The 24,370-nt window shown below is 61.0% G+C and carries 17 protein-coding genes; 11 read left to right on the top strand and 6 right to left on the bottom strand.

The window, feature by feature from the left end; all coding sequences use genetic code 11:
• Positions 1-48: 48 nt before the first annotated feature.
• Together HLUCCO03_RS07000 and HLUCCO03_RS06995 are read left to right on the top strand one after the other, a co-directional pair.
• Positions 49-867 (top strand): crotonase/enoyl-CoA hydratase family protein, encoded by an 819-nt coding sequence (locus tag HLUCCO03_RS07000; RefSeq protein WP_027830571.1) that lies wholly within the window; start codon positions 49-51, stop codon positions 865-867.
• A complete protein-coding gene (locus tag HLUCCO03_RS06995; protein WP_027830570.1) occupies positions 864-1,493 on the top strand; it encodes a metallophosphatase domain-containing protein in 630 nt (209 codons plus the stop codon). Before HLUCCO03_RS07000 ends, HLUCCO03_RS06995 begins: the two co-directional genes overlap by 4 nt.
• Positions 1,494-1,503: 10 nt before the next feature.
• On the opposite strand, the gene HLUCCO03_RS06990 is transcribed toward HLUCCO03_RS06995, so the two are convergent.
• Positions 1,504-2,052, bottom strand: a complete 549-nt coding sequence (locus tag HLUCCO03_RS06990; RefSeq protein ID WP_027830569.1) for a glutathione peroxidase — start codon at positions 2,050-2,052, stop codon at positions 1,504-1,506.
• 72 nt (positions 2,053-2,124) lie between these two features.
• Between HLUCCO03_RS06990 and HLUCCO03_RS06985 the strand changes: the two genes are divergently transcribed.
• Genes HLUCCO03_RS06985 through HLUCCO03_RS06970 form a run of 4 tightly spaced genes read left to right on the top strand, consistent with a single transcriptional unit; the run spans position 2,125 to position 7,715 of the window.
• Positions 2,125-3,828: a VRR-NUC domain-containing protein gene (locus tag HLUCCO03_RS06985; RefSeq protein WP_027830568.1), complete on the top strand. Its 1,704-nt coding sequence runs from the start codon at positions 2,125-2,127 to the stop codon at positions 3,826-3,828.
• Positions 3,829-3,840: 12 nt separating this feature from the next.
• Entirely contained in the window at positions 3,841-6,102 is a 2,262-nt protein-coding gene (locus HLUCCO03_RS06980) for an ATP-dependent DNA helicase (protein WP_292016647.1), read from the top strand.
• A gap of 56 nt (positions 6,103-6,158) precedes the next feature.
• Positions 6,159-7,163 carry an LLM class flavin-dependent oxidoreductase gene (locus tag HLUCCO03_RS06975; protein WP_027830566.1) on the top strand — a complete coding sequence of 335 codons (1,005 nt, stop codon included), beginning with the start codon at positions 6,159-6,161 and terminating at the stop codon, positions 7,161-7,163.
• Between the two features lie 27 nt (positions 7,164-7,190).
• Positions 7,191-7,715 carry an alpha/beta fold hydrolase gene (locus HLUCCO03_RS06970; RefSeq protein WP_027830565.1) on the top strand — a complete coding sequence of 175 codons (525 nt, stop codon included), beginning with the start codon at positions 7,191-7,193 and terminating at the stop codon, positions 7,713-7,715.
• An 8-nt stretch (positions 7,716-7,723) separates the two neighbouring features.
• Here the strand turns inward: HLUCCO03_RS06970 and HLUCCO03_RS06965 are convergent, their stop codons facing one another.
• From HLUCCO03_RS06965 to recC, 4 genes are read right to left on the bottom strand one after another with little or no spacing between them, the layout of a single operon-like run.
• A complete protein-coding gene (locus tag HLUCCO03_RS06965) occupies positions 7,724-8,179 on the bottom strand; it encodes an META domain-containing protein (RefSeq protein WP_197025633.1) in 456 nt (151 codons plus the stop codon).
• 40 nt (positions 8,180-8,219) lie between these two features.
• On the bottom strand, positions 8,220-10,409 hold the full coding sequence (gene recD, locus HLUCCO03_RS06960; protein WP_027830563.1) for an exodeoxyribonuclease V subunit alpha: 2,190 nt from the start codon (positions 10,407-10,409) through the stop codon (positions 8,220-8,222).
• The gene (gene recB / locus HLUCCO03_RS06955) at positions 10,406-14,107 is read right to left on the bottom strand and encodes an exodeoxyribonuclease V subunit beta (RefSeq protein ID WP_027830562.1); all 3,702 of its coding nucleotides are present in this window, start codon (positions 14,105-14,107) and stop codon (positions 10,406-10,408) included. Before recB ends, recD begins: the two co-directional genes overlap by 4 nt.
• Positions 14,104-17,673, bottom strand: a complete 3,570-nt coding sequence (gene recC / locus HLUCCO03_RS06950) for an exodeoxyribonuclease V subunit gamma (protein WP_027830561.1) — start codon at positions 17,671-17,673, stop codon at positions 14,104-14,106. The genes recB and recC overlap by 4 nt, the downstream gene beginning before the upstream one ends.
• Before the next feature lie 201 nt (positions 17,674-17,874).
• Here recC and HLUCCO03_RS06945 point away from each other — a divergent pair, with 201 nt between their 5' ends.
• The 5 genes from HLUCCO03_RS06945 to HLUCCO03_RS06925 all read left to right on the top strand — a co-directional run bounded on the left by HLUCCO03_RS06945 (position 17,875) and on the right by HLUCCO03_RS06925 (position 21,989).
• Positions 17,875-18,198 carry a high-potential iron-sulfur protein gene (locus HLUCCO03_RS06945; protein WP_027830560.1) on the top strand — a complete coding sequence of 108 codons (324 nt, stop codon included), beginning with the start codon at positions 17,875-17,877 and terminating at the stop codon, positions 18,196-18,198.
• Between the two features lie 245 nt (positions 18,199-18,443).
• Positions 18,444-19,472 carry a TRAP transporter substrate-binding protein DctP gene (gene dctP, locus HLUCCO03_RS06940; protein WP_027830559.1) on the top strand — a complete coding sequence of 343 codons (1,029 nt, stop codon included), beginning with the start codon at positions 18,444-18,446 and terminating at the stop codon, positions 19,470-19,472.
• A 107-nt stretch (positions 19,473-19,579) separates the two neighbouring features.
• Positions 19,580-20,194 (top strand): TRAP transporter small permease, encoded by a 615-nt coding sequence (locus tag HLUCCO03_RS06935; RefSeq protein WP_036197177.1) that lies wholly within the window; start codon positions 19,580-19,582, stop codon positions 20,192-20,194.
• 38 nt (positions 20,195-20,232) lie between these two features.
• Entirely contained in the window at positions 20,233-21,516 is a 1,284-nt protein-coding gene (locus tag HLUCCO03_RS06930; RefSeq protein WP_027830557.1) for a TRAP transporter large permease, read from the top strand.
• A gap of 32 nt (positions 21,517-21,548) precedes the next feature.
• Complete coding sequence (locus HLUCCO03_RS06925; protein ID WP_027830556.1) at positions 21,549-21,989, top strand: universal stress protein; 441 nt, start codon at positions 21,549-21,551, stop codon at positions 21,987-21,989.
• Positions 21,990-22,010: 21 nt separating this feature from the next.
• Here the strand turns inward: HLUCCO03_RS06925 and HLUCCO03_RS06920 are convergent, their stop codons facing one another.
• Positions 22,011-24,284 (bottom strand): GGDEF domain-containing protein, encoded by a 2,274-nt coding sequence (locus HLUCCO03_RS06920; protein WP_027830555.1) that lies wholly within the window; start codon positions 24,282-24,284, stop codon positions 22,011-22,013.
• Positions 24,285-24,370 lie beyond the last annotated feature (86 nt).

Raw genomic sequence — 24,370 nt, 5'->3', positions numbered from 1 at the left:
GAGGATTCGGGCGAATCTCTGCCAGAACAATAACGATCAGGAGGCCCCGTGACCCGCCCACCCGTCTACACCGAGTCCAGCGGTGCAGTACTGACCATAATCATCAATCGTCCTGAGAAACGAAACGCCGTTGACCGCGAAACCGCCAATGCCCTGCGCCAGGCGTTTACCGATTTTGAACAGAATGACGAACTGAAAGTGGCCGTTCTCTGGGGCGAAGGGGGCAATTTCTGCGCCGGTGCGGATCTTGAAGCCATCGGCGATCGGCAACGGCGTAACGAAATCGAAGCGACCGGTACCGCACCCGGCCCCATGGGCCCTTCCCGAATGGCCCTGTCAAAACCGGTAATTGCTGCCGTATCCGGTTATGCCGTCGCCGGAGGGCTGGAACTGGCGTTGATGTGCGATATGCGCGTGGCGGAAGAATCCGCCGTTTTCGGGGTGTTCTGTCGCCGTTGGGGCGTGCCGCTGATTGACGGCGGAACCGTGCGTCTGCCGCGTATTGTCGGCCACGGCCATGCCATGGATATGATCCTCACCGGACGGCCGGTCCGCGCAGAGGAAGCAAAATCAATGGGGCTGGCAAACCGGATAGTGGCCGATGGAAAGTCACGATCGGCCGCGGAAGCGCTAGCTGCCGACATCGCTGGTTTCCCCCAGAAATGCCTCCGCGCCGACCGGCACTCCGCCATTCACCATTGGGACATGAGCCTGGACAATGCGCTGGCTGCAGAGGGTGCTGGCGGCTATCCTGTGATTTTCGAGGAGGCCATTGAGGGCGCCGGACAATTTGCCGCCGGCGCCGGGCGACATGGCACTTTCGGAACAGCCAGCAAACCCGACCATCCCGGTGAGAAGACGTCATGAGACTGGTCTGCATATCAGATACCCACAGCATGCATCGCCAGGTGACGGTGCCGGATGGCGACATCCTGATTCATGCCGGCGACTGCCTGGGTGTGGGCACCCTGGACGAACTGGAGGACCTGGACAACTGGTTTTCCGAGCAACCCCACCGCCACAAGATTCTGATTGCCGGCAACCATGACTGGTGCCTGCAGGACGAACCGGCTGAGGCGGAAGCGCTGATCCGGAACGCCATTTACCTGCGGGACAGTGGTGTGGAGATAGAAGGCCTGAAATTCTGGGGCAGCCCCTGGACGCCGGTATTCTTCGACTGGGCCTTCAACCTCCCCCGGGGCGAGGCTATCGCCGAGCGCTGGGCCCAGATTCCGGCAGACACCGACATACTCATTACTCACGGCCCGCCGGCGGGCATTCTCGACCAGGTAATCACCGCAAACGATTCACAGTCTGTAGGCTGCGATGATCTGACCGGCGAACTCAAGAGGCTGGATCTGAGGGTGCATGTCTTCGGACATATCCACGAAAGCTATGGCCAGAGGCCGATGGACCAGTGCCTGTTCGTCAATGCCAGCACCTGTAATGGCAGATTCAAGCCACTGAACCCACCGGTCGTTATTGATATCTGAAGCCGTGGAATCAGTCGTCGGCAACAACCTTTTCAATGGCACCACGGAGCTCGGGATCGTCCGGCGTCACACGGCTCGGGAAAGCATCGACCACTTCGCCCCGGGCATTGAACAGGTACTTGTGGAAATTCCAGCGCGGCGGACTGCTCTGGCTGCTGATGGCCTGGAACACAGGGTTGGCGTCGCTGCCGGTAACCGCCGTAGGCGCAATCATGGTAAACGTGACACCAAAGTTCTTGAAGCAGACATTGGCAGCCTCTTCCTCGGTGGCTGCTTCCTGGCGGAAATCGTCACTGGCAAAACCGACCACAACCAGGCCCTTGCCACTGAACTCCTTGTGCAGTGCTTCCAGCCCTTCGAACTGGCCGGTGTAACCACACCTGCTGGCGGTGTTAACCACCAGCATGGGCTTCCCGGCGGCCACATCGCACAGGTTTACCGAATCCGATGAATGCAGCCTGCGCAAATCGTGGTCCAGAAAGGCCGGGCACTCGGCGGCCATCAGTGATGCGGAAGGCCACATGAAAATCATGGCAAACAGAGCAATCAGGGCTCGCATCGGGGCTTCTCCATAGGGCATCATCAATCACAGTTATACATTTACGAAAGGCTCCGTCAAACAGTTTCCAGAATGTCCACACCAGAACTGCACACCTCCGTTCCAGGCACCGCCGACCTGGATAATCCGCTGTACTATCTCGAAAACTTCGAGACGGTGGTGCGCTGGGTACGACAACATCACAGCGATCTGTTGACTGATAAAGAAACCGGGCTTATCAATAACCTGATGGCACTGGAGCAGCCGGCGCGGGCGCTGCTGGCGCGCATGGTGATGCGCACCGGCGAGTTGTTCCGGGTGGAGAAACTCAACTACCCAGAACTGGGTGCCCCGGTACCGGAGGCAGCGGAAACCCTGGCGAGTATGGGCTGGGTTGATGCAGCCCCGGACCTTTCCCTGGCCGATGTCTTCCGCCTGTTCACATTATCCGAATTGCGCCCGGCCCTGGCCGACCGGATCACCGCCGCCGGCTTGCCGGCCAACGCCGCCAAGGGCCTGATGAAAGACATCCTGCTACCATTGCACCCCGATCCCGCTCCGGTGGATCAGTGGCTGAAAGGCCTTCCTACCCGCGTGATGCGCCTGAAGCATATGCCCCTGTTCGACCGGCTGCGGCTGATGTTCTTCGGCAACCTCCGCCAGAGCTGGTCCGATTTCGTACTGGTGGAGCTGGGCCACCAGCAATACGAGCAGGTACCCCTTTCCACTGAATCCCGGGCCTTTGACGAACGCGATGATGTCGACCGTTATCTCGTAATGCACCACTGCCGCGAGCGCCTGGACGAAGGTGAGTCCCCGGACTCGGTCTGGCAGGACGTGCCCGCCGCATCGGATAACCCCTGGCTGGAAAGCCGGCGCGGTCGGCTACTGTTCGAACTGGGCAAACTGGCGGAGCGGGCCGGCGACACCACACTGGCGCTGAAGGCCTATGAAAGCAGCGGGCAACGGGAAGCCCGGCTGCGGCAGTTGCGGCTGCTGGAGCGGCAAAAGCGGTATCAGGAGGCCTGGAACATTGCCACGCTTGCTGCCGCCGAGCCCCGCTTTGGCGCGGAGGAGCGGGGGCTGGAGCGCATCCTTGCAAGGCTGTCGAAAAAGCTGGGGGAACCCCGGGCCCGGCCACCCGAACGCCCGGCAGTAACGGCTTTCACCCTGACCCTGGACAACCCGGGCGGGCTATCGGTGGAGTGGGTCGCCATGGAACACCTGAACGAGCCGGAAGCCCCGGTGGCCTATGTGGAAAACACCCTCATCAACGGCCTGTTCGGCCTGCTGTGCTGGCGCGCCCTGTTTGCGCCGGTTCCCGGGGCTTTCTTTCACCCGTTCCATACCGGGCCGGTGGACCTGTACCGGGAGGACTTTGTTCAGCGCCGGCAGGCCCTGTTCGATGAATGCCTGGGGCATCTGGCCGCCGGAACCTATAAAACCGAAATCCGCAAAACCTGGAAACAGAAGCAGGGCATCGCCTCCCCTTTCGTATTCTGGCCGGCACTGCCGGAAGACCTGCTGGAACTGGCCCTGGAGTGCATTCCCGCCCGCCATCTGGAGCTAATGTTCCGGCGCCTTCTGGCTAACCTGCGGGAGCACCGCAGCGGCTTTCCGGACCTGATCCGCTTCCAGCCCGGCCATACAGACCCGGAGCGGCGCCATGAAATGATCGAAGTAAAAGGCCCCGGCGACCGCCTGCAGGACCACCAGACCCGCTGGCTGGAATTCTGCGCCGGCCACGGCATCCCCGTTTCTGTTTGCTACGTTCGCTGGTCCGGGGCCACGGGATGAGTGAGCTGCGGGATGAGTGAACTGAAGGTAGCCGTGCGAACTCTCTGTGAATTCGCCGCCCGCCAGGGTGACCTGGACCTGCGCTACACCCCGGCGCCCACCTCCGAAGAGGGCATTGCCGGCCATGGCGCGGTACAGGCCCGCCGTGGCCCCCGATATCAACGCGAAGTACCCCTGGCTGGCCAGAGCGGCGGGCTGATGGTCAGCGGTCGCGCCGACGGATACGACCCGATTGCCGGCCGGCTCGAAGAGATAAAAACCCACCGGGGCGACCTGTCCCGGGTACGGGAAGCCCAGCGTAATTTGCACCGGGCGCAACTGAGAGTTTACGGGGCACTGCTGTGCCGGCAGGAAAAGCTCAAGCAGATCGAACTGTCACTGATCTACTACGACGTGGGCAAGGACAAGGAAACCCCCGTTAACGAAACCGCCAGCGCCGAAGAACTCTGGCAGGAACTGGAAGCACTGTGTGCTGTTTATAGAGGCTGGGCGGAACAGGAAGCCAATCACCGTGAACAGCGGGACCAGGCCCTGTCACAGCTGGCGTTCCCCTTTCCCGACTTCCGACCGCAGCAGCGCGCCCTGGCGGAAACGGTCTACAGGAACAGCCTCCGCAACCGGAAACTGCTGCTGGAAGCACCCACCGGCCTGGGCAAGACCCTGGGCACCCTGTTTCCCGCCCTGATGGCCATGCCGGCGGCGGGGCAGGACCGGTTGTTCTACCTCACCAGTCGCAACACCGCCCGCCATCTGGCGGTGGATGCGGTTCATCTTCTCAGGCAGAAACAGCCAGGCCGGCTGCCACTGCGCACCCTGGAACTGGTGGCCAAGGACCATGCCTGCGAGCACCCGGACAAGGCCTGTCATGGGGATGCCTGCCCACTTGCCAAGGGCTTCTTTGACCGCCTGCCCGACGCCAGGGCCGAAGCCGCAAACCATCCTGATGCGCTGACCCAGCCAGTGCTTGCCGACATCGCCAGCCACCACGGCATCTGCCCCTATTTCCTGGCCCAGGAAATGGCGCGCTGGTGTGATGTGGTGGTGGCCGACGTCAACCGGATGTTCGACCAGTCCGCCCTGCTCCATGCCCTGGTGCGCCAGAACGACTGGAAGGCCAGCCTGCTGATCGACGAGGCCCACAACCTGGTGGACCGGGCCCGGGGCATGTACTCGGTGGAACTGAGCCAGGCCCGGCTGCTGCGGATAAAGCGGCAGGCTCCCAAAGCCCTGAAACCCAAACTGGACGGCGTCTCCCGCGCCTGGCAATCGGTGATCCGCGACCACGCACCGGACATCAGCCGGGAACCGGTCATCCTGGATAATCTGCCCGGCAATCTGACCGGTGCCCTGAACCGGCTGGTCTCCGCTATTACCGATTACCTGGCGGACCACCCGCCGGACCTGGCCCTGCAGGAACTGATGTTCGAGAGCCTGGCGTTTACCAGGCTTGCTGACGTGTTTGGCGACCACTCCCTGTGCGAACTGGTCCGGCCCGGCCGTGGCAAGGCACAGCTGACCATCCAGAACCTGATCCCGGCGGACTTTCTCAGCCCGCGATTTGAAGCCGCGGACAGCACCCTGCTGTTCTCCGCCACCCTGTCACCGGGCCTCTACTACCGGGACCTGCTGGGCATGCCCGAGGATACCTGTTTCCAGTCATTGCCTGGCCCGTTCAACGCCGATCAACTTGAGGTGCATTTCACCCCGGATATCAGCACTCGACAGCAGGACCGCGAACGTTCGCTGGCACCCATCGCGGAACTGATCGCTCGGCAGTACCGGGAACGCCCCGGCAACTACCTGGCGTTTTTCAGCAGCTTTGCCTACCTGAACCGGGTGAGGGATACGCTTGTCAGCCTGGCCCCGGACATTCCCGTTCGCAGCCAGCAACCGGGCATGTCCGGGGAGGAGCGCACAGCGTTTCTGGATGACTTTCGCGCCGATAATCCGGGGGTTGCCTTCGCCGTGCTCGGGGGCGTATTCAGTGAAGGCATCGACCTGCCCGGCGACCGGCTGATCGGCGCCTTCGTGGCCACCCTGGGCCTGCCGCCCTTCGATACCTGGCACGAAATCCTGCGCCAGCGGCTGGAACAACGCTTCAGCGCCGGCCAGGCCTACACCTACCTGATTCCCGGTCTGCAGAAAGTGGCCCAGGCCGCCGGAAGGGTTATCCGCACCCCTGAGGACCGGGGCGTTATCTGGCTGATTGATGACCGCTTCCTGCAACCCCGGATACGGTCCCTGCTGCCGGGCTGGTGGACGACAAACATCTGACCACAGGGCTGACAACTTTTGTTATGCTGCCGGATAGTTCAAATCCGGAGCATTCAATGTCGCAGACATCCAATGGGCAATTCCCTCCCTACTCCCTTCTGGAACTCGCCTCGGTGCGCGAGGGCGATTCTGTGGGGCAGACCCTGGCCAACAGCGTGGCCTACGCCCGCCACGCGGAAAGTCTGGGTTTCCAGCGATTCTGGCTGGCCGAGCACCACAATATGGAAGGCATCAGCAGTTCCGCCACGGCGGTGCTGGTGGGGCATATCGCGGGGGCGACGGAAACCATACGGGTAGGGTCCGGCGGCGTCATGCTGCCCAATCACCCGCCGCTGGTGATCGCTGAGCAGTTCGGCACCCTGGAAAGCCTGTATCCGGGCCGCATTGACCTGGGCCTGGGCCGGGCTCCGGGCACTGACCCCATTACCAGCCGCGCCCTTCGCCGGGACGGCATTGGGGCAGAGCAATTCCCCGAGGATGTTGCCCGGCTGCAGACACTGCTGGGCCCGCTCCGGCCCGGCCAGCAGGTCAAGGCCATTCCCGGTGCCGGCACCAATGTGCCCATCTGGCTGCTGGGTTCCAGCCTTTTCAGCGCCCAGCTCGCCGCTATGCGGGGCCTGCCCTACGCTTTTGCCGGCCACTTTGCGCCCCGTCTGTACCGGGAGGCCATCCAGACCTACCGGAACAATTTCCAGCCCTCCGAACAGCTGGACAAGCCCTACGTGATACTGGCAGTGCCCGCTGTTCCGGCTGACACCGATGAGGAAGCGCGGTTCCTGGCGACCACCAGCTACCAGCGCATTCTGTCCCTGTTCCGGGGCCAGCCCCTGTGGATGCGGCCGCCGGTAAAATCCATGGATGGGCTCTGGAACAGTGGTGAAAGGGCAGGCGTGAAAGATTTCCTTTCACTGCAGTTGCTGGGCAGCGAGGACAGCATTCGCGAACAGCTGGAGCAATTGCTGCAAACCGTGGAGGTGGACGAACTCATGTTCACCGTGGACCTGTACGACCCGGAAAAACGCCGGCACGCACTGGATATTCTCGCCGCGACCCGGCACTGAACCCGTTCACAGGAGGTGGTAACCGCCATGTCTGATATACATGTCTTCCTGTCCCACGGCCTGGAAAGCGGCCCGGGCGGAACCAAGGTGCAGGCCCTGAAAGCGGAGGCCGAGACCTTTCCCGGCGTGACAGCCATCGCGCTGGACCACCGCAGCACCAAAGACCCGGCGGAACGCCTGCGGCAGATGAAAGACGCCATGGCGGAAGCCGGCGCCCGACCGGAACGCACCATCCTGGCCGGCTCCAGCATGGGTGGCTGGGTCTGCGCCCGCACCAGTGCCGAAACACCGGTACTGGGGTGTTTCCTGCTGGCGCCGGCGCTGGCGATGTCTGCCTATCCCCAGTCCAGCCCACGCATACAGGCCCGCCATACCCAGATCATTCACGGCTGGGATGACGATGTGGTGCTGCCCATGCCGGTGATCGAACTGGCCCGCGAGCAGAAACTGCCACTGCTGGTGCTGCCAGACGGGCACCGGCTGGAGAACAGCCTGGAGCGGCTGGTGAGCGAATTCAGGGAGTTTATGGCCAGCTGCCTGGCCGCAGACTGACCGGCCGGCTATTTCATCCGGGTGGCTTCGAACACTGCCAGTTCTTCCCCGGCTTCACCCAGCAAACGCAGCTCGATACCCTCCAGGTTGACGCCAACGGTCTTGGCGAAGGCGGCAAACAGCAGTTGCTCAATCAGGTTGTCTTCGCAGGTGCTCTCGGCGCTGCTCATGGAATCAAACAACAGGTTCTCGCCTTCCACCTGGTATTTGCCCATGTACTGGTTGCAGCCGCTGTAACCGGTGACCCGGCCATCGTCCAGAAACAGTATGTTGGCTTTCTGTTCGCTTTCAGTTTCCGGAACCTCCTCGCCGGCCACGGACACCAGCTGCCAATAGGTATTGGTCAGCGGCATGGCGACGATATCGCCGGGGCCATCGGAGACGGAGGAACCGGCACAACCTGCCAGCAACACGACCGCGAACAGCATTGCCACAAGCCCCCTGGGCGATATTGTTCCTTTCATATTCATTCCTCCTGTACCTTCGTCCGCAGCTGCTCCACAGTCATACCAGCAACCTGGCCAGCCCCGACGCCCTGATCACACCACGGCCCACGGCTTCCTTCAACACCCCTTCCTGGCTTACCACCAGGCTCAGCCAGTGGCGGGCGCGGGTGATGCCGGTGTATACGAGTTCCCGGGTCAGTACCGGGGTGAGCCGGTCCGGGATCACCAGGCAGGCATGGGTGAACTCCGAGCCCTGGGACTTGTGCACCGTCATGGCGTAGACGGTCTCCAGGGACTGCAGCCGGCTGGGGGAAATCCAGCGGATGGTGCCGCTGCCGTCGCTGGACGGAAAGGCCACCCGCAGGGTCTCGACCGGCTCGCCTGCCTCGTCACGATCCCAGGGTACGCTCAGGGTCACACCGATATCGCCGTTCATCAGGCCCAGATTATAGTCGTTTCCGGTAATCAGAACCGGGCGGCCGGCGTACCATCCCTCGATCTGGTCTATCAGGCCGGCGCGGCGCAGGCGCTCGGCAATTTCCCGGTTCAGCCCTTCCACCCCGAACGGGCCCTGGCGCAGCGCGCACAACACCTTGAAGTGGTTGAACGCCTTGAGCACGTCGGTTGCCCAGGCATCCCACGGCTCGCGCCCTTCCACGTCATTAACGGCGGCCTCTGGCTTCTGATCCTTGAGAATACGGAGATAATGCCCGTAACCCACAGGTGGCTCAACCGGCTCATCGTTGACCAATCGCCCCACCCCATTGTTACTGAACCGCTCCGGGCTGCCTGTAAGCGCATGGTCCGCCAGCAGGGCCACTCCGCCGTCTTTCCCGTCCCGGCGATGAGGACCCTTTTCAGGTGCCAGCCAGGCCACGTCTTCGAAAAACTGCTGCCGGCACTGATCCACCATCCGCCGGTCCAGACGACCGGCGTTGGTGGCCGAGGCCAGCACACCGATGCCGCTGTGTTCGTCAAAACGGTAGCTCTTGCGCAGCATGGCCACGCCCTGGTCCAGGGGCTGGCCCTCAAGGTCCACCAGTTCCGGCGGCAGCGGGCATCCGGTCACCGATTGCAGCCAGCGGGCGGTCTCCGGCAGGTAATGGGCCTTCTCGGCACGTTGGCAGAGTTCTCCCAGCACCGCACCGGCGTCCACCGAGGCCAGCTGGTCCTTGTCCCCCAGCATGATCAACCTCGCCCCGGCCGGCAGGGCGGCGAAGACGGAAGCCATCAGGTCCACGTCCACCATGGAAGCTTCGTCGATCACCAGGATATCCAGTGGCAGGGGGTTGTCTTCGTCATGGCGGAAACTGCGGGAACCGGGCCGGCTGCCCAGTAACCGGTGCAGGGTGGTCACCTGGGTCGGGATGGCGGATTTGTCAGGCCGGCCCGGCAGGTTTTCCAGGGGCAGCTTGTCGACCGCGCCGCCGATGGATTCACTCAACCGGGCAGCGGCCTTGCCGGTGGGAGCGGCAAGACGGATGCGCAGGTAAGGGCTGGCTTCGCCTGCTCCCGCCGACTCACAGGCCACCGACTGCAACGCCGCCAGCAGGTTCACCACGGTGGTGGTCTTGCCGGTACCCGGGCCACCGGTGATCACACTGAAGCGATTCCTGGCCGCCAGGGCACAGGCGATTTTCTGATAGTCGGGCTCGTCAGTGCGTCCGAACAGGGCATCCAGGGCTTCGCCCAGAAGCGCTTCGTCCGCCAGTACCGGGGGATTGTCCAGGCGTGCGCGGATGCCCGCAGCGATGGCCTGTTCGTAGCGCCAGAAGCGACGCAGGTACAGCCGCGAGCCATCCAGTACCAGGGGTGTGCCATGTTCGCCATTGCCAACCGCACTGCTGCTGCGCAGGGCATCCAGAAGCTGGTCCGGGCTGGCATCGGCAAACAGGTCCGAGGGCCGAAGGCTGTCGGGTGGCAGCGAGCTCGCTCCTTCCGGCGGCAGCACCAGTGTCGGTTCGGTGGCCTGGCAAAGGAGATTCACGTCCAGGCACACATGCCCCCGCCCCACCTGGTGGGACACCATGGCCGCCAGCAGCGCCAGCATGGCGGACGGTCGCTCGCCCTGTTCACCGACCATGGTGCAGATAAACGCCGCAAAGGCATGGTCCAGGGCTCGGATCCACTCCCGCTCCACCCAGTCATCCAGCAGGGCCAGGGCTTCGGCGGCGGTATCTGGCGCCCGCACGGGTTCGGTTTCAGGCGCGTCGAACAGGTCCGGAATGTAGCCACTTTCCTGGGTCATGCTGCCCCCTCCTCCTGGCCGCTGAACAACCGGTCCAGCGCCTCGATCAGTGCTCGCGGCGGCCGCTCGTTGAAGGCACCGGCACCCGGCGACTCGCAGCCCCGCAGGAACAGGTACACCGCACCCCCCACGTGTTGATCATAATCATAATCCGGCAGGCGGGCTTTCAGCAGCCGGTGCAGCGCCAGCAGGTAGATGACGTACTGCAGGTCGTAGCGGCTGTCGAGAATCTTCTGTTTCATCACCTCGGGGATGTAGGCCTGGTCGTCCTCCCCCAGCCAGTTCGACTTGTAATCCAGCACGTAGTAACGGCCCCGGTGCTCGAACACCAGGTCGATAAAGCCCTTGAGCATACCGTTGAAGGTGGTTTCATGGGCTTCGGGCCGGGCTTCGCCATCAAGGGTATGCTGGCGAACCAGGGCGTCCATAACCCGGGTATTCACCTGGTGGCTCTCGAACCAGAACTCCAGCTCCGGACGGAAGGTTTCAAGGCTTTTCAGGGAGCAGTTTCCAGCACTCTCCGGCAGCGGAATGTCCATGGTGATCAGGGTGTGAAGCCAGTTTTTCAGGGTGTCCGCCCAGTCGCTCCAGTTACGCAGTTTGCAGCGTCGTTCCACCAGTTCGTGGAGTTCATCGGGCTCCTCCGTCACCTGGCGGAAGCCCCGGGTTGCGCACCACTCCAGGATGTCGTGCAGGAAGGTGCCGGGGCCGGAGCCCCTGGGGAAGCTGTGCTGGTTGAACGGCTGCGGGCCTTTGGCAGCAGTGTCGTCGGGGATAACCGCTTCGGCTGGCTCCTCTCCCTCCCGCAGGTTCTCCTGTTCCGCGTCCTCGCTGGCGGGTGCAAACTCGTCACTGAAGCCACTGCGGGCGCCGTAGGTGATGGCGGAATAGCTGGCAATCCACCAGTTCTCCCGGGCCTCGCGGACCGGTTCCAGGGCATTGCCGAGTTCCGGCTCCTCTTCACCGGTATAGACCTCGTCACCGGGCTCCGGTAGCGGGGTTACCTGTATCGCTGGTTCACCGTCCGCCATGGCCTGCAGGAAGGGACTCAGGTCGGAATCGGTGTCACTTGCGTCGCGGCCAATCAGGTACCCGAGACCGCTCTGGCGCCAGCCCCGGATTCCGGCCGTGCCCACCCAGGTGGCATGGCGGGAGCGGGTCAGGGCCACGTAGAGCTTGCGGATGTCCTCCCCCAGCCGCTCCCGGTCCGCCCGGGCCAGGGTGTCTTCATCCGGTTCCAGGGATACCTGCAGTTGACCGTTATCGTCGTGGTACTTGATGAAGGCCTGGTTTGGTTTTTCCTCGCGGAATTCGGTGGCGAATGGCAGGAACACCAGGGGGTATTCCAGGCCCTTGGACTTGTGCACCGTCACCACCTTCACCAGGCCCGCATCGCTTTCCAGGCGCATGGTGCGGTGTTCATCCTCGTCGTCGGACTCCCGCAGCATTTCCGTGTAGTGATGGATCAGAGCGTGTTCACCGTCCAGTTGCTGGCTGTCCTGCTGCAGCAGCTCGGCGATATGGAGGATGTCGGTTAGCCCCCGCTCGCCGTCAGGGCCCGCCAGCAGTTTCGCGGGCACTTCGTAATCCATCAACAGGCGGCGCAGCATGGGCAGCACGCCCTGATGTTGCCAGAGCTCGCGGTAACCCTGGAAACGCCTGATTTCCCGGTCAAGCGCATTCTCGTCACTGAGCAGACGGTCCAGGTCCTGGTAGGCCAGGCCCATGGTGGGGGTGGCCAGCGCGGCGCGGATCAGCGACAGCTGACCCGGCTCGGCACAGGCCTGCAGCCACTGCAGCAGCTCCAGTGCCTGGGCGGACTGCAATACGGAGTTGCGGTCGGACAGGTAGACACTGCGAATCCCCCGCAGGCCCAGCGCCCGCCTCACCGCATCCGCCTCGTCGCGTTTGTTGACGAGGATGGCGATGTGCTCCGGCCGCAGTTGCTCGAAGGGCTCGCCTTCGGCCCGGAAACCGGCGGCGCCGTTTTGACCAAGATTCAGCAGGCGGGCAATCTCCGCCGAGCAGGCGTCCGCCATGTCTTCCCGGCCCGCGTTCTTGGCAACAGGCCGCTCGTCCGCCAGGGTCCAGAAAGTCAGCGGGGGCTGGGGCTCGTTCTCAACACACCACTGCCGGTCGGTCCCTTTGGCATTCACCGGATTGAAGGGCAACGGGTTGTCGTCACCGGCCCGGAACAGAAAGGCCCCTTCCGGCAGGGACTGGTCGGCCCGGGCAAACACCCGGTTAACCCCATCCACCATGGCCACGGCGCTGCGGAAGTTAGTGCCCAGGGTGTAGGTGCGGCTGCTGACTGCCCGGCGCGCGTCCAGGTAGGTGTAGATATCGGCGCCGCGGAAGCCGTAGATGGCCTGCTTGGGGTCACCGATCATCAGCAGGCTGGTGTCGTGGTCATTGCTGGCGACCCGGTAGATACGGTCGAAGATGCGGTACTGGACCGGGTCGGTATCCTGGAACTCGTCGATCATCGCCACCGGGAACTGGCGGCGGATGGTTTCGGCCAACCGGCCACCCTGGGGGCCACCCAGCGCCTCATCCAGGCGGGTGAGCAGGTCATCAAAACCCATGCTGGCCAGGCGCTGTTTTTCACTGTCCAGGCGCCGGGCAATCCAGCAGGCGGCGTGGTTGAGAATATCCGCTTTCGCCACTGGCATGGCTTTCAGGGCGGGCAGCAGTTCCGCGACGGCATCCATGGCCGGGTGGTGGGGCGGCTCGTCATCGCCGGTCCACTTTTCCACAAAGCCATCGGTTTCAAGGGAATCGAAGCCCTTGCTGCGGTTTTTTAACAGAAAACCCGTGGGTTCGACCGCGTCAGTGGCGGCCCATTCTCTCAGGCAATCCACTGCCTTCTGGATGGAGTTTTTGGTCCCGCCATGCAGGGGCTTGGGCTTGCGCTTGCTGGTTTCCGCCAGCAGTTCCGTCAGTTCGTCACACCAGGCCGGCCAGGGCGCCTTGAGTTCCCGCAGCCTCTCCTCACGACGGCGTTTTGCTTCTTCCGCGGCGGCCACCGGATCCTGTTCCGGCGCTGGCAGGGCGTCAACGTGGGGCAGCAGGTTACGGACCGACTTACGCAGGCTTTCGGGGGTCTGCCAGTGATCCAGCACTTCGCCCATCAGTTCCGGCGGCAGGGGATAGATAAAAGTGCGCCAGTAATCCCGGACCACATCGTCGAGCAGCTCGGTCTGGCTGGTTTCCAGGGTCTGGCGGAAGAGGCTGCCGCTGTCGAAGGCGTGCTCGCTGAGCATGCGGTTACACCAGCCGTGGATGGTGGACACCGCCGCTTCGTCCATCCACTCAGCCGCCAATAAGAGCTTGCGGCGACAGGCGGGCCAGTCTGCCGCCGGGCAGGCATTGCGCAAGTTCACCAGTGGATCCTTCGCCGTGGCAGTGGTGTCAACGGTTTGCGGATCCTCGGCAAACAGGGCCGCAGCTTCGGTGAGGCGGGCCCGTATGCGGTCCCGGAGTTCCTTGGTGGCCGCTTCGGTGAAAGTCACCACCAGCAGGTGGGGCGGCATGAGGCCCTCACCCAGGGGCTCTTCCACGGTGCGGTGACCCAGCACCAGGCGCACGTAGAGCAAAGCCAGGGTGAAGGTCTTGCCGGTACCGGCGCTGGCCTCGATCAACTGGCTGCCACGCAGGGGCAAGGTCAAAGGGTCGAGTTTGCGGACGTTCCCGGTCATTTGGCTCTCCCCGCTTGCTCCGCATGCCAGAGTGGTTCGTAGAGGGCGGTCACCAGTTGCGGGAACTGCTCACCGGCGAGCAACTCTTCGGCATCCGGCCAGGCCCGGTGCAGGTAGCCTTTATCCCGGGCCAGGGCCTTTTCATAGGCGTCCGACGCTTTTTGCAATGCGCTGTCTTCGCTGCCCTCACCCCGGGCGGGATACAGCCCCCTGAGATAGGCAAATGCAGCCCCCGCTTCCACCGGCAGTGGCCGGGTCTGGCCCTGCATCCAGAACTCAAGAATGGTGTTGAGATGTTCGCCTGCGGCTGCGCGGTCCATGGGTAACAGGGTAACCAGCCGGTTTTCCTCCTTGGCAATCACCAGGGTGTGGAAGTCCTCGAAACACAGGTTGCCCGCCAGGTGCATCACCCAGTGGTCCAGCAATGCCGGGAAACGCAGCTGGCGGGAGTTGGTGGGGCCTTCAAGCAGATTGCTGCTGGCGATAACCACCCGGCACAGACTGCCGTCCGGGCGGGTTCGCAGGTTGCCGAGTCGGTCGCTGAGGGCCACGGCATTGTCACCATTCTCGAAGTGGTAGTCGAAGCCTGTAGTTTCTTCCACGGCCTCTGGCCAGAGGGTCAATGCCTCCCGGTAGCGCCGGTGCAGGTCCGGCATACGGGCCTCCAGCTGCTGCGTCAGCACGTGTTCCGTCAGCCCCATACCCAGTTCTCCGCGCCGGGCCATACTGGCCAGGGAGGCCTCCATATACTGCTGCAATTCGTCCTCGCCGTCGGCTTTCATCACCGCCTGGCGGATCAGCTCGTCTTCCAGCCGCCAGTGCTGCAACCCGTCCATGGCGAAGGCCTCGTTGTCGGTATCCAGGGTCTCCACATCGGTAAAGCGCACCTGAAGGCGGCGCTGGTAGAAAGTCTCGACTGGCCGTTTCAGGAAGGTACCGATATCAGCCAGGGTGATCGGGTCGACCGGTGGCAGGTAGGGCACTGCCGGCTGTTCCGCTTCGGATTCCCGGGACTGGTGGGCGCTGAGCCATTCGCTGTCGTAGGTGAACAGCCGCCGGGCAGCCATGACAGAGTTCACTTCCGGGGAGCCGTTCTCGCCTGTCCCCTGGTTCTCCGCCGGGAAATACTCGCGGCTGAAGGGCTGCAGGGGATGCTCGATAGTCAGGGCTGCGGAGGCTTTCTGGTCCGACCCCGGCACCTGCCAGACCGCATCCAGGTGATCCCGCAACTGGCTCACCAGCACCGACGGCGGCCGCTCCGAATCATCCCTGATGCTGCGCCCCACCCAGCTGATGTATAGCTGCTCCCGTGCCGACAGCAGGGCTTCCAGGAACAGGTAGCGGTCGTCTTCCCGGCGGGAGCGGTCCCCGGGGCGGTAGTCCAGGGCCATGAGGTCGAAGTCCACCGGTGGCCGGGAGCGGGGATAGTCGCCATCGTTCATGCCCAGCAGGCACACGTGCCGGAACGGAATGGCCCGCATCGGCATCAGGGTGGCGAAGTTGACCTTGCCGGCCAGGAAGCGCTGGTTGAGCCCGCCTTCTTCCAGCCCTTCCAGCAGGATTTCACGAACAATAGTGAGGGGCAGCTCCTGGTCGCCCATGCCGGCACTGTCGCAATCCTGCAGCCACTGTTCCGCCTGTCGGCGCAGGCGATTGACCAGCAGCAGCTCGTCGTCGGACAGGTCACTGAAGAAGCGCTCCAGTATCGACTGCAGCAGGTCGAGCCAGGCTGCCGGCGTGGCGGTATCGCGGAGCTGGTGCCAGAGCTCTTCGAGGCGGTCGATAAAGCGGCAGAGGTTGCCGGCGACGCTGGCCTGAAGGCCGCCAATTTCGTCAAAGGGTTCAATGCCCTGCCAGGGTTCATCCCGGCCGGTGCCATAGCCCAGCAACATCCGCCGCAGGCCCGCCTGCCAGGTGTTGCGCGCCAGGCCAGCGGGCAGATCCAGGGTGCTGCGGTGGTCGCTGTGCAGCCCCCAGCGAATGTTGGCCCCCTCCACCCACTGGCGCACCAGCGGCAAATCGCCTTCGGAGATACCGAAGCGGTCGCGCACCGCCGGCACTTCCAGCAGGCTGATGATCTCGCTGACCCCAAAACGGCTTTCCGGCAGGGCCATCAGGGTATCCAGCGCGATCAGCACCGGTTGACGGTGGCGCTGGCCCTGGTCGGAAATGGTGAACGGGATAGCGCGAGAGGACGACGCCGGATAGCGGCCGAACACCGCCTGGATGTGGGGTGCGTAGGTATCCACATCCGGCACCATAACGATTACGTCCCGGGGGCGCAGGTCGGGATTGCTGTTGAACGCGGCCAGCAACTGGTCGTGGAGAATTTCCACTTCCCGCTGCGGGCTGTGGGCGTTGTGGAACACCACGGAGTTGTCCCGGAACGGGTCCAGGGTCCGACCCTGTTCCAGCATCTCCTGCTGCGAGGTCAGCGTGCGGATATCGTTCTGGATCTGGTTCAGTAGCGCCGGCTGTGCCGCATCACCATGTGGCGTGAAAATATCAATGCGTCCGTCCGGTGTGGCAATGCGCCCGTCGTAGGTTTCCGGGTTGTCGAATTCATCCAGCAGGCGGATATAGTCCCGGCCCTGTTTGCCCCAGGCAGCCAGCAGCGGGTTGGCGTGCTGGTGCAGGTCGTCCGGATCGGTCAGGGCTGACAGTTTCGGGTGAGTCAGTCCCCGCTTGCGCGCGGCATTCAACAGGTCACGGTCGCTGATGATATCGGCCCAGTAAAACTCGCTAGGGTTGTGAACACAGAGCACCACCTGGCTGACCCGGCTGAGAATCGACAGGGCCTCCAGCGCCTGCTTCGGCAGTGACGATACACCAAACACCACAATGCGGCGGGGCAGGTCGGCGGGGCGGTCGGACGCCTCGAGTGATTGCCCCTCTGCCATGAACCGGGTATGGATCCGGGAGCGGCTGGTGCCCGAATACTCCCCCACATCCTCCACAAGCTTGCGCCACAGTACCGGCTGCCAGCGCAGCTCCTCCCTCAGTTCACGGTGCTCGCCCCGGGCCATCTGCAGGCGGTCATGCCCCGCCTCCCAGTCTGCCAGCCAGTCGGCGCGGAACACCTGGTACTGGTCGAACAGATCGGCAATCTTGCCCGCTAGCTGGTAACGCCGGGTTTCAGTATCCGCACCGGCCATGAATCGGTGCAGGGGCGCGAACACATCGTCTTCGGCAATCAACCGCGGCAACAGGCGGAACAGGCGCCAGACCAGGCGGGACTTGTCGAACGGGGATTGCTCCGGCACCTCCGACGATGGAAGCACCGCCCTATAAGCCTGCCAGATAAACCGGGCCGGAAACAGGAAATCCATGCCGGCGGCGATACCCATGCCGCCCCCGGTCTCGCCCTTTCCGCCTTCAGACGGATCCTCTGCCAGCGCCAGCTTCAGCCACTGGGCAATGCCGTTGCTCTGCACCAGGAAGGTTTCACTTTCCAGCGGTGGCAGGGGGCTGTTGCGGCAGATCCACACCACCGCCCGGCGCAGGTCTTCCAGATGGTTGGCATGGATGGCGTGAAAGCCGGGCTGAATGGTTGACGTTGCTGGCATACCTGCTCTGCGTGGTTGTCCGGAAATCAGACCTGAAAGCCTATCACAACTCCAGCGGGAGTCTGGCCAGAGGCCATCAGATTGACCCATATCAGGTCACAGTCATCCGTTCTTGCCTATTTATCGAACAACTTTGTACGCTTGTGCAAAACAACAAGAAAATTAAGTGAACCCAAAAAATGATGAAGAGAGAGAATCACTATGAGCAAAGTCAATGAAAGCCGCCGTGTATTCCTGCGTACCGCCGCACTGGGCGTAGCCGCCATTCCGTTGGCACGGTTTGCGACCCATTCTCCTCAGGCTAAAGCAGAGACACCCAAAGCCGAGGACGGGCACGCCCTGGACTACGTCAACGATGGCGCCGATTCCGATCACGAAAAGTACAAGGAAGGCAGCCAGTGTGATGGCTGCGCTTTCTGGGCCGGCGAAGAGTCGGACGGCTGGGGCAAGTGTCGCCATCCGGAATTCAGTGACGTACTGGTCAATGCCAAAGGTTGGTGCAACACCTGGGTACCCAAGGGCTGATCCCGATAACTCACAGGGGCCACTCCGACCATGCCACTCCGTCGGAGTGGCCTCGCCCCCCAACGCACCGTTTCAGGGCGAAATCTGCCCAATACTTCTTTAATTCCGAATATTTACCTCACACAGAGCCAGACCGGCAATTCCTGAAAATCTATTCAGCCAATTTCTTGCGAAAATGTCATTGTTTTGCCAGTCTTTATGAATGTAACAATAATTTGCAGCAAAAAATAAACGGAGAAGACACGATGAGCAGCTTGAGCAAATTCAAAAAACTGGCGGGTATCTCAGCGTTCGCCCTTGCGGCGATGACGGCAGCCAACTCCCTTTCTGCGGCAGAATGGAAATACGCCCACGAGGAGTATGAAGACGACGTTCAGGACGTCTACGCTTACAAATTCAAGGAATACATCGAGGACAACTCGGACCACACCCTGAAGATCTACCGCTTCGGCGAGCTGGGCGAATCCGATGACATCATGGAGCAGACCCAGGCGGGTATTCTCAACTTTGTTAACCAATCTCCGGGCTTTACCGGTTCCCTGATTCCCGAAGCGCAGATCTTCTTCATTCCCTATCTGCTGCCGACGGACCTTGAAACCGTGATCGAGTTTTTCAACGAGAGCAAGGCGATCCACGAGGAGTTCCCGAAGCTTTACGCCGAAAAAGATCTTGAACTGCTGAAAATGTATCCTGAGGGCGAGATGGTCATCACGCTGGATGAGAAAGCCACCTCTCCGGAAGATCTGAACAACAAGAAGATCCGGGTTATGACCAACCCGTTGTTGTCGGAAACCTACGACGCCTTTGGCGCCACTCCGACACCACTGCCCTGGGGCGAAGTGTATGGTGCTCTGCAGACCAACATGATCCAGGGCCAGGAAAACCCGATCTTCTGGATCGAGTCCGGCGGTTTGTATGAGGTATCTCCCAACCTCATCTTCACCGGCCACGGCTGGTTCACCACCGCAATGATGGCCAACAAGGACTTCTTCGATGGCCTGTCTGGCGAAGATCAGGAACTCATTCGTAAGGCGGCCGACTATGCCTATGATGAAATCCTCGAACACATCGATGGCCTGGCCGACGAAGCCCTTGCGAAAATCGAGGAAGCCAGCGATGAAGTGACCATAACCCGTCTGGATGAAGAACAGATTCAGGCCTTCCGCGATCGCGCTCCCCAGGTCGAGGAAGAGTTTGTCAACATGACTGGTGAGAGTGGCAAGGCGCTTCTGGAACAGTTCAAGAAAGACCTGGAAGACGTCGAGTCTGACTGACCGCAATGACAGGCCGGGATCCCAAGCCCGGCCTGCTTTCGTTCTAACAAGCCTCTATGACACCCGCACGTGCACTGTCATAGGTTGAATGTGCTGGAGCGCCCGAGATGTCAGAAAGTAAACGGGATGACATAGTCGAAAAAATCGAAGAACTGGAAGATACCGGAAAATTCGAATCCGGCCTGCCAGGCTTTCTTGGAACCATTGATGAAGCCATTGCCAAGACCGAAGCAGTCATCCTTGCAATGGGTGTGATACTGATGGCCCTCAACACCTGCGTGAATGTCATCATGCGATTCGGCCTGGGCAAGGGCCTGTTTTTCTCCGACGAAATCAATCGGGTTCTGATTGTTCTTATTACCTTTGCAGGGATTGGCTATGCCGCTCGTCATGGACGCCATATCCGGATGTCGGCCATCTACGACACACTTCCTGTCATGGGGCGCAAAGTCCTGATGATCATAATCGCCTTCTTCACTTCAGTGGTTATGTTTTTCCTCTGTTATTACTCATTTGGCTACATAGAAACACTGTACGGCCGCGGGCGAGTTCTTCCTGCCCTCAACATGCCGATCTGGATCATGTATGTCTGGGTCCCCATAGGCTTCGCCATTACCGGCATCCAGTATCTGCTGACCGGTATAAAGAATTTCACCAGCAAAGATGTCTACCTCTCGACCGGTGTGGTCGACGGTTACGCTGACACTGAATCGGAAGTCTGAACCGGCACCCCCCGGAACAAGAAAGGAAGGACGCGCTCATGGCGACAACTCTCATGCTGATAATGATCGGGCTGCTGCTGCTTGGCTTCCCGATGATGGTTCCACTGATTACTGCGGCTGTCGTCGGCTTCGTCATGTCGTTCGACGGCTTCGGGCAGATGGAAACCTTTGTTCAGCAGATGATGGGCGGGATCCGGCCGTCATCGCTGATTGCAGTACCCATGTTCATACTGGCGGCTGACATCATGACGCGGGGCCAGTCTGCGGACCGGCTGATCCACATGGTCATGGCCTTCATCGGCCACATCAAGGGTGGACTGGCCATCAGTACCGCCACCTCATGTACGCTGTTCGGGGCGGTTTCAGGCTCAACCCAGGCTACCGTGGTAGCGGTTGGCTCTCCACTGAGGCCAAAGCTGCTGAAGGCAGGTTATTCCGATTCTTTCTCCCTGGCACTGATCATCAACGCCAGCGATATTGCTTTCCTGATTCCCCCCAGCATTGGTTTCATTATTTACGGGGTTATTTCCGAAACGTCCATCGCCGAACTGTTCATTGCGGGCATTGGCCCCGGCCTGATGATCCTGGTGATGTTCTCGATTTACTGCCTGATCTATGCCTATCGTCATAACGTGCCAACCGAAGAGAAAGCGTCGTGGGGTGAACGCGGCGTTGCCGTCCGTGAGGCCCTCTGGCCACTGTTTTTCCCGGTCATTATCGTTGGCGGTATCTACGGCGGCATTTTCAGCCCCACCGAAGCAGCTGCGGTTTGTGTGCTCTATGCGTTCTTCCTGGAATTCGTTGTTTTCCGCTCCCTGTCGATTCCGGATGTTTATCGAATTGCAAAGTCCACCGGCCTTATTACCGCGGTGGTATTCATCCTGGTGGCGGTTGGTAACGGTTTCTCCTGGATCATTTCCTTCGCTCAGATCCCACAAGCCATACTGGAAGCGTCCGGTGTCAATGAAGCGGGCCCAGTGGGTGTGATGATCGCCATCTGTGTGGCCTTCTTCATCGCCTGTATGTTTGTGGACCCGATTGTGGTGATTCTGGTTCTGACACCGATCTTTGCGCCCGCCATCGAAGCAACCGGCCTGGACCCGGTACTGGTTGGTGTACTGATTGTGCTTCAGGTTGCCATAGGCTCAGCAACACCGCCCTTTGGCTGCGACATATTCACGGCCATTGCGATATTCAAACGGCCCTACTGGGAAGTTATTCGTGGCACGCCGCCTTTCGTTTTCATGCTGATAGCGGCAGCGGGGCTGATTATCGCCTTCCCGCAGATTGCACTGTTCCTGCGTGACATGGCGTTCAGCTGAAAACTGTCGAGACCGAATTCAGGGAGAAGAACATGTTCAAAAAGATCCTGGTGGCCATTGACGGATCCAAGTCCTCCTTCAAGGCTATGGACAAGGCGGTTGAACTGCAGAAACTGACGGAAGCCGAGATCTACCTGCTTTGTGTGTACAAACACCACAGCCTGTTTGAGGCATCACTGTCCATTGGTCGCCCCGAAGGTATGGATATTCCCGACAAGGCGCTGTCGGAGTATGCCAAGGAAGTGGTCAATCACGCCAAGGCCAAGGCGAAGGAAAATGGGGCGGTAAAGGTCCGAGGTTTCGTCAAGGCAGGACGGCCCTCGAGTGTTATCGTCAAGTTTGCCCACGACAAAGAGGTAGACCTGATCGTCGTTGGCAGCCGCGGCACCCATAGCGATAAAGACGGCATGCTGCTTGGCAGCGTGTCACATCGCGTCGCCTCCAAGGCCAAGTGCCCCGTTCTGGTGGTATGAAGAGCCCGGTGACCTGGCTCTTCAATACATCTCCACCCTGTCCCGACCGGCCTCCTTGGCTCGATAAAGCGCCCGGTCGGCGAGCCCCAGCAGGCTATCCGGGGATTCGCTGCATTGCGGCCAGCTTGCAACACCTACCGAGATAGTGACATGACCCAGGTCAGTGTCGCCGTGTCTCACCGGCATCAAGCGAATCGCCTTCGCCAGCTCCCGTGCCTTCTCGCAGGCCGCATCAGCGCTGGACCCGGCCATGATGATGACAAACTCCTCGCCCCCGAACCGGCACACCACATCACTGTCACGGAAATGCCTTGCCAGCACATCCGCCACGGTCTTCAGCGCGGCGTCGCCGGCCTCATGGCCATGGGTGTCATTGAACTGTTTGAAGTGATCAATATCAACGATCAACAATGACAGAGGCTGTTCACTGCGCAAGGCGACGGCCGATTCATGCTCGAAGAGCTGATCGAAATACCGCCGGTTCTTCAGCCCTGTGAGTGCATCTTCATAGGAATACTTGTGCAACTCCTCCCGCAGGCCGATGCTCGAAAGCGCGATGCCGATTTTCTGCACCCCCTGGCTCAGTGCCTGGAAGAGCCTGGCGGTGCCATAGTCCGTGCTGTTTGCAGATATTTCTTCGGGCACCTCGAGAAACAACAATGCCAGGGTTATCTGCCCTTCGGCTGCTGTCTGGATATTGATCCACAGGCACAGGGAACCACCACTTTCTTCTTCCCAATTCGTCCAGGTCTGGCCAGGATCGACAGTGTAACCGGCCGGGATCAGTGTTTGCGGTGGTGGTCCCTCGGGTGTTTCAATCCTTGCGAGGGATTCCGGCTCCCCTGCGTAACCCCAGCGAGTCAGCAAGGCATACGCTTTGCCATCCTCAATCCTCTGATACAGCTCTCCTCTGAGCGGGCTGCAAAGATCCGGCAGCCGGCGGGCCAGAACCGGGAACGTCTGATTCAGGGTGATACAGTCCTGCAATTCGGCAATGATGTCGTTGAGGATACGGGTTTTCTCATTTTCGAATGTCAGCAACCGAACCCGGGCCTGTTCAAGACGGGCCAGTTTTTCTGCCTTTTCGGTTCGCTCGGCAACCTGCTGTTCCAGTGACTGGTTCAACTGATGCAACGCCTCCTGGTTCCGGGCGTAGTGCCACAGTGAAATCAGTACAACCGACAGGGAAAATATCAGCGTGCCCCAGCTGACCGGAACCCGCCACCAGGGGAGGAAACCATGGGCAACCGCCATATCCACCACCAAAAGACTGCAGAATATGCCATAGGTAGCCAGTATGACCTGCTGCTCAATCCGTAACTGACGAAAACGCCTGGCCACCACCACCGCAATTGTAACCAGGGACACAAGTAGCAGTGCATCGAAAGGCGGGAACGTGGAAGACAGGTCCACAATCCCGGTTAACGCCAGCCCAAGTGCAGCAACCAGATACACCAGGTGTATTTTCCAGACCAGGTTGATCAGCCATGGGCGCTGGTCCGTGAACCATTGCTCCAACAGTAACGCCATCGCCACAGGTAACATGTAGTAGGAGCCGGCAGCCAGAAAATCCCACGCAAGCGGCGCATTCCAAAGTAACTGGCTGGCCTGGCTTTCAGAGAGGAGCATCAGTGCGGATGACAGGGAAAACAGAGCGATACTGGCAAAGCTCTTCTTTTCCGTCTGAAGCAGGGCGAATATCAGTGCCAGTAATGCAATCAGGCCCGAGAAGCCGGCAATAACCAGTGCCTCGAGGGAGTTCTCCAGAATAAACAGGACAAGATCCGGCCTGTTCATGATGGACACTTCTCCCCACAAGCCTATATCGGTGTAATCCGAGAAAATGCGAAAGTATATCTGCTTGCCTTCGAACCCTTCTGGCAGCGCTATTGCGTGCCAGGGCCATCCTTCGAACTGCCCCCGGCCCTGATCATCGAAGGTTCCGTACTGGTAGATTCTCTCACCATCCATCCAGACCTGGACAATCAGGTCCACACTGTAGATGTAGAGGACAGGTTCCTGCCATTCGCCCGCAGGCAGCGTGACCCGATACCAGACGTTTTCACGCCCATCCCTGCCAGGTGGGTTGGATGGAAACCCGATGGCCTGCCATTGCCCGGGAGCATCAGCCTGTGTCCACTCCGGAATACCATCAGCAGAAAAAGGGGAATCACCCCAGCGATATTCCCAACCCTCTGTGATGTCAACGGCAGCTGAAGCCGGCTGCGCGATACAAAAGCTCAGAATGATAAGGAGGACCAGGCTTCCGGCCTTGGCGTTGCACAGCATCTGCATACAGTAACGGCGCCTGTCGCTAGGGAATACAGTATCTGTATTATAGAACAACCGTGCCCTTAAACACTCTCCGGGCACGATAATCA

Origin of the sequence: Marinobacter sp. HL-58 (assembly GCF_001314605.1) — a bacterium.
In the GTDB taxonomy this organism is placed as follows: domain Bacteria; phylum Pseudomonadota; class Gammaproteobacteria; order Pseudomonadales; family Oleiphilaceae; genus Marinobacter.
This window is presented reverse-complemented; position numbering and strand designations above follow the sequence as displayed.

Excerpts from the sequence above, each read along its gene's own strand:
- HLUCCO03_RS06995 (WP_027830570.1), top strand. The coding sequence starts at position 864 with ATGAGACTGGTCTGCATATCAGATACCCACAGCATGCATCGCCAGGTG.
- HLUCCO03_RS06990 (WP_027830569.1), bottom strand. The coding sequence starts at position 2,052 with ATGCGAGCCCTGATTGCTCTGTTTGCCATGATTTTCATGTGGCCTTCC.
- HLUCCO03_RS06985 (WP_027830568.1), top strand. The coding sequence starts at position 2,125 with ATGTCCACACCAGAACTGCACACCTCCGTTCCAGGCACCGCCGACCTG.
- HLUCCO03_RS06980 (WP_292016647.1), top strand. The coding sequence starts at position 3,841 with ATGAGTGAACTGAAGGTAGCCGTGCGAACTCTCTGTGAATTCGCCGCC.
- HLUCCO03_RS06975 (WP_027830566.1), top strand. The coding sequence starts at position 6,159 with ATGTCGCAGACATCCAATGGGCAATTCCCTCCCTACTCCCTTCTGGAA.
- HLUCCO03_RS06970 (WP_027830565.1), top strand. The coding sequence starts at position 7,191 with ATGTCTGATATACATGTCTTCCTGTCCCACGGCCTGGAAAGCGGCCCG.
- HLUCCO03_RS06965 (WP_197025633.1), bottom strand. The coding sequence starts at position 8,179 with ATGAAAGGAACAATATCGCCCAGGGGGCTTGTGGCAATGCTGTTCGCG.
- recD (WP_027830563.1), bottom strand. The coding sequence starts at position 10,409 with ATGACCCAGGAAAGTGGCTACATTCCGGACCTGTTCGACGCGCCTGAA.
- recB (WP_027830562.1), bottom strand. The coding sequence starts at position 14,107 with ATGACCGGGAACGTCCGCAAACTCGACCCTTTGACCTTGCCCCTGCGT.
- recC (WP_027830561.1), bottom strand. The coding sequence starts at position 17,673 with ATGCCAGCAACGTCAACCATTCAGCCCGGCTTTCACGCCATCCATGCC.
- HLUCCO03_RS06945 (WP_027830560.1), top strand. The coding sequence starts at position 17,875 with ATGAGCAAAGTCAATGAAAGCCGCCGTGTATTCCTGCGTACCGCCGCA.
- dctP (WP_027830559.1), top strand. The coding sequence starts at position 18,444 with ATGAGCAGCTTGAGCAAATTCAAAAAACTGGCGGGTATCTCAGCGTTC.
- HLUCCO03_RS06935 (WP_036197177.1), top strand. The coding sequence starts at position 19,580 with ATGTCAGAAAGTAAACGGGATGACATAGTCGAAAAAATCGAAGAACTG.
- HLUCCO03_RS06930 (WP_027830557.1), top strand. The coding sequence starts at position 20,233 with ATGGCGACAACTCTCATGCTGATAATGATCGGGCTGCTGCTGCTTGGC.
- HLUCCO03_RS06925 (WP_027830556.1), top strand. The coding sequence starts at position 21,549 with ATGTTCAAAAAGATCCTGGTGGCCATTGACGGATCCAAGTCCTCCTTC.
- HLUCCO03_RS06920 (WP_027830555.1), bottom strand. The coding sequence starts at position 24,284 with ATGCAGATGCTGTGCAACGCCAAGGCCGGAAGCCTGGTCCTCCTTATC.